A 4560-nucleotide genomic window follows, 5' to 3' on the forward strand; every position below is an offset into this window, starting at 1 on the left:
GGAACACCAGGCCGATGACGATGCCCGCACCGACGACCGCCGGGCCGCCGCGATCGGGCTGCTCGTGTGGACCGTGCTGCTCGCCGTGGCGCTCGCGGTGCCGCAGGTGCGGGACACGGGGCAGGGCCGCTGGCTCGGGTCGTGCGTCGCGGGCATCGTCATCGGCCTGGTGTTCCTGGCCTACCTGCACCGGCGCGACCGGCGCGCGTCCACCCGCGCGGCCGCACCGCCTCCCGACGCCCCGGCGGGCGGGCCCGGCGAGCGCTGACGCCGCGTCAGGCCGCCGCCGTGCGCGGTGCGGTGTGCACGAGCGAGAACCGCCAGAACAGGTGCCGCCGCAGCGCGGCCCCGGGCGTCACCCGGCGCGCGACCTCGCGGACCTCGCGCAGCGTCGTGGTCGCGGGCGACGTCGGAGCGGTCATGGCGACGGGGCGCGCGGCCGTTCCCCGTCGCCACGTCGTCACCCCACCCACCACGAGGTTCGCCGGGACGGCGGCGAGGCTCAGGAGGCGGTCGCTCAGGACCTCCTCGCGGTACAGGCCGACGACCACGAGCGTCCCGCCCGGGGCCAGCAGGTCCCGCAGCCGCACCAGGGCCGTCTCGAGCGGGACGTGGTGCAGGACGGCGACGGCGGTGATGACGTCGTAGCCGCCCGGCAGGTCCGCGGTGAGCAGGTCGGCGCAGCGCAGGTCCAGGTTCGCCACCCCGGCCGACAGGCGCCGGGCGGTCGCGACCGTGGCCGGGTCGGCGTCCAGTGCGGTGACGTGGTCCGCGCGCGCCGCGAGCCGTCGCGCCAGCTCGCCCGCACCGCAGCCGACGTCCAGGGCGTGCCCCGCGTGGGCCGGCAGCCGGCGCCCGATCCAGCCGTGGTGGTGGGCGTTGTGGTCCCACGGGTGCGCGTCCATCCACCGGTCGCACCACGCCAGCACGCGGGCGGCGAGGGGGGTCACGGTCGTCCCCTCCCTGCCGCGTCCGGTCCTCGCAGCACCTCAGCACGGGGGGCAGGCGCCCGACAAGGCCGCACCGCGGTGGCGGTGTCCTCCCCGTCTCCGCTGTCCTCGTCCACCGCTGTCCGTCCACCGCTGTCCGTCCACCGCTGTCCTTGTTGCCGCTGCCGCCGGGGAGGAGGGTGGGCGGCGTGCGCACCGCAGGCTCGATGAGCTGGCAGATCCGCGAGAACCTCGACCGGCACCTGGCGACGGCCCTCTACGTGCGGGACGCGGCGGGTCTGCGCCCGTTCGTGGTCGGGGAGCCGGACGTCGGCGACCTCTGGCCGGAGGTGACCGTCGGGGCGGACGCCGACGCCGCCGCCGAGCTGAGCCGTGCCGTGAGCGAGTGGCCGCAGTGGTGGGCGCGCGCGCTGCACGGCCCGCCGGTGGGGCCCTCGGACGCCGAGCCCCTGCCCCCCGGACCGCCGGACTGGCGGGGGCTCGAGGACTTGCCGGCCGTCCGGGCCCTGGCGGAGCGGCACCACCGCGACGCCGCGCGGTGGGTGGACGCCGCGAGGGCCGAGGTGCAGGTGGGCCGCCTGGCGCGCGGCGGCCGCGATCCCCTGCACCTGACGCACTTCGTCAACGGCTTCGAGCAGCGGCTCGGCCGCCCCGTGCGCCCCTTCGCGCTGCACCTGCGCCTGCTGCCGCTGGCGGAACCCGTCGGGTGGGTCCTCGACGGGCAGCAGGTCCTCGTGAGCACCCGCCTGCTCCTGGACCCCGGTGCCGTGGAGCGCTTCCTGGACCCCGTCGTCGCCGCACTCGCGTGACCGTCCCCGGCGGTGCGGGTGGTTCTCCCGTCCACGGTGGCGCGGCCGTGACCTCCTTCGAGTCCGTCTCGACGTGGTGCCAGCCCGTCCCGAGCCGCACGTCGCCCGGCCGCCGGGGCGTGGTCGCCCGCGTGGCCGAGGCCGTCGACGGGCTGTCGCCGGGTCGGCTGCGCGTCGCCGTGGACGGTCGCAGCGGAGCCGGGAAGACGACCTTCGGCCACGAGCTCGCGGCGGAGCTGCGAGCCCGTGGCCGGTCGACGGCGCGCGCGTCGCTCGACGACTTCAAGCACCCGTGGCGCCACGCGCGCGAGCACGGGTACGACCGCACGTCCGGCCGCGGCTACTACGAGAACGCCTACGACCTCGCCGCGGTGCGGGCGGAGCTCCTGACGCCGGCGGGCCCGCGCGGCAGCGGGCGGGTGACCCTGTGCGGGCACGACCCGCTGACCGGCGTCGACCACCGCTCGACCCGCGTCGAGCTGCTCGACGACACCGTGCTCGTCGTCGACTCGGTGTTCGCTTTCCGCCCGGAGATCGACGAACTCTGGGACTACCGCATCTGGCTGGAGGTGGGCGCGGAGGACGCCCTGCGCCGCGGCATCGCCCGTGACACCGACCGGGAGGGGGCCGCGGAAGCCGAGGCGTTGCACCGCAACCGGTACCACGTCGCCGAGGCGCACTACCTCTCAGTCGCCGACGCTCCGGGACGGGCGGACGTCCTCGTCGAGAACACCGACCTCGACGCGCCGGTCCTCCTCGTCCGCCGACCGTGACGACGACGGTCAGCTGTCCTCGACCGTCGCCCGGCCGACACTCCGGCACCACTCCCCGACGGCCACCCCGGGCGCGCTCGGGAGGGGCCGCCGCTGACCCGTGGCCGCGAAGCCGCACCGCTCGAAGAAGCGGCGCGCGCGGGGGTTGCCGTCGGCGACCCACAGGCAGACGGCCTGCGCGCCCTCGGCCTGTGCCCAGTCGACGACCGCCGCCACGATCGACGAGGCCGCTCCGCCACCCCGGTGGGGCGGCCGGACCCACATCGCCTCCAGCCGGCGCTGCCGCGGCCGGGCCTCCTCGGTGACGGCGCAGGCCAGGCCGACGACCTCGCCGTGGTCCCGGGCGAGGAACCAGGTCCCGTCCTGCACCCGCTGCTGCCACACCGCCTCGCCGACGGCGAGTTCCCGCTGCAGCGTCGAGCCGAACGCGTACGGAGCCTCGGCCAGCGCGTCGAGCCGCGCGGCCCGCACGAGTCGCCACTCGCTGCCCGCCGCCCGGTTCACCACGACCACCGCGCGATCGTGCCACGCCGGGACGCCCGGGCCGGACCGGATCGGTCGGCTCACCGACCGCGATGCTGGTCGGGTGGTCGCGGCCGTCACCGCCGCAGCACGGGGTGCGCGAGGTCGTCGTTGACGACCACGTGGGTGGCTCGATCCTGCGGCGACGCCTCGTCGAGGTACAGCCGCTGGCCCTCGACGTAGCGGCGGTTCGCGGCGTCGCCGGGGTCCGCGGAGCCGGAACCGTCGCGCACCCGGCACCGCTCGAGCGTGGTCGCCCGATCGGCCTCCAACCAGACCGACCAGGTCCAGTGCCCCCGGAGTTCCGGACAGTGCAGGAAGATCCCGTCGACGACCAGAACGGTGCCCGGTGCCGCCTGCGCGAGGTCGGCGACGTCCGGAGTGTCGTCGCGGACGTCGAAGACGTGGACGCGGTGCAGGCCGTGGCCTCCGGGAGCGAAGGGAGCCAGCAGTTCGTGGTGCAGCGCGGTCAGGTCGTAGGAGTCGCGGTAGAAACCCTCCGGGTCGCCCGGCCCACGGGCGTGGCGCACGGCGCGCGGGTGGTGGAAGCCGTCCACCGAGGCGTGCACCACGTCGCGCCCGCGGCTGCGGAGGGCGGCCGTGAACTCGCCGGCGAACACGCTCTTGCCGGCGCCGTCCACGCCGTCGACGGCCACGCGGACGTAGGGATCCGTGGGCAGGTGGTCGACCTCCTCGGCGAGCTGCTCGAGGAGCGCTCGTCGGGCGGGGCTCACGGGGGCTCGAAGCACGGGGACAGTCTGCCCGGCAGGGTGGCGACGGTCGCCTGGCTGCGCTCCGCCGCGAGGACCCGCGGGCGTCGTCGTCGCCGTCAGCGCGGGTTCAGGGCCCGAGTGAACTCGCGGAACGTCCGGTCGCCGGGCCCCGTGAAGTCCCGGACTGCGACGAACCCCGCTGCGTCGCACAGCGCGAGCGAGCGCTCGTTGAAGGTGGCGACCGCGGCGCGCAGGCGACGGTGGCGCGCCAGGTCGCGAGCGAGGGTGACGACCTGCTCGACCAGATCGGAGCCGATCCTGCGACCGGTCTGAGCGGGGTGCACGCCGAGCCCCACGTCGAGAATTCCGTCCTCGGGTCGCTGGCCGCGGACGCGGGCCTCCGGGCCGAGGACGCAGAACGCGACGACCGTCCCGTCCCCGTCGACCGCCGGGTAGCAGCCGAGGCCCTCGGCGTCGCGCGCGGTGAACAGTTCCGTCTTCGCCGGGTCGACGTCGTACAGGTCGAACGGGGGCGGGTAGGTCCACGCGGCGACCGAGAGCGCCTCCGCGGGGGTGAAGCGGCGGGTCACCAGGGTCGGCACGGGGCCACGGTAACGACGACGACGCAGGTCAGGTGGCGGTGACGGCCTGCAGCAACGCCAGCACCTCACGGACCCCGCGGCGCGTGAGGGCCTCGGGGCGCGCCAGGACGTCGATGCTGCGGCGCACGTCGAGGTCGGCGAGGGGGCGCAGCACGAGGCGCGGGTCGGGGCGGGTGGTGCGGGACGGGAGG

The 4560-nt window shown here is 76.3% G+C and carries 7 protein-coding genes; 3 read left to right on the plus strand and 4 right to left on the minus strand.

All coding sequences use genetic code 11. The annotated features are described in order from the left end of the window. On the plus strand, positions 1–268 hold a 268-nt coding region (locus tag GTR02_RS19985), incomplete at its 5' end, for a hypothetical protein (protein ID WP_166609234.1). Between the two features lie 7 nt (positions 269–275). On the opposite strand, the gene GTR02_RS19990 is transcribed toward GTR02_RS19985, so the two are convergent. Beyond that, positions 276–950: a methyltransferase domain-containing protein gene (locus GTR02_RS19990; RefSeq protein WP_166609235.1), complete on the minus strand. Its 675-nt coding sequence runs from the start codon at positions 948–950 to the stop codon at positions 276–278. Positions 951–1138: 188 nt separating this feature from the next. On the opposite strand from GTR02_RS19990, the gene GTR02_RS19995 reads away from it, so the two are divergent. Further along, positions 1139–1759, plus strand: coding sequence for a hypothetical protein (locus GTR02_RS19995; RefSeq protein WP_166609236.1), 621 nt, complete (start codon positions 1139–1141; stop codon positions 1757–1759). 47 nt (positions 1760–1806) lie between these two features. Further along, the gene (locus GTR02_RS20000) at positions 1807–2532 is read left to right on the plus strand and encodes a nucleoside/nucleotide kinase family protein (protein WP_166609237.1); all 726 of its coding nucleotides are present in this window, start codon (positions 1807–1809) and stop codon (positions 2530–2532) included. A gap of 9 nt (positions 2533–2541) precedes the next feature. On the opposite strand, the gene GTR02_RS20005 is transcribed toward GTR02_RS20000, so the two are convergent. The 3 genes from GTR02_RS20005 to GTR02_RS20015 all read right to left on the minus strand — a co-directional run bounded on the left by GTR02_RS20005 (position 2542) and on the right by GTR02_RS20015 (position 4369). Beyond that, entirely contained in the window at positions 2542–3045 is a 504-nt protein-coding gene (locus tag GTR02_RS20005) for a GNAT family N-acetyltransferase (protein WP_166609238.1), read from the minus strand. Positions 3046–3131: 86 nt separating this feature from the next. Continuing rightward, the gene (locus tag GTR02_RS20010) at positions 3132–3788 is read right to left on the minus strand and encodes a nucleoside/nucleotide kinase family protein (RefSeq protein WP_205709683.1); all 657 of its coding nucleotides are present in this window, start codon (positions 3786–3788) and stop codon (positions 3132–3134) included. Positions 3789–3883: 95 nt separating this feature from the next. After that, positions 3884–4369 (minus strand): GNAT family N-acetyltransferase, encoded by a 486-nt coding sequence (locus tag GTR02_RS20015; protein WP_166609240.1) that lies wholly within the window; start codon positions 4367–4369, stop codon positions 3884–3886. Between the last annotated feature and the right edge of the window lie 191 nt (positions 4370–4560).

This window comes from Kineococcus siccus, assembly GCF_009906795.1.
Classification (GTDB): domain Bacteria; phylum Actinomycetota; class Actinomycetes; order Actinomycetales; family Kineococcaceae; genus Kineococcus; species Kineococcus siccus.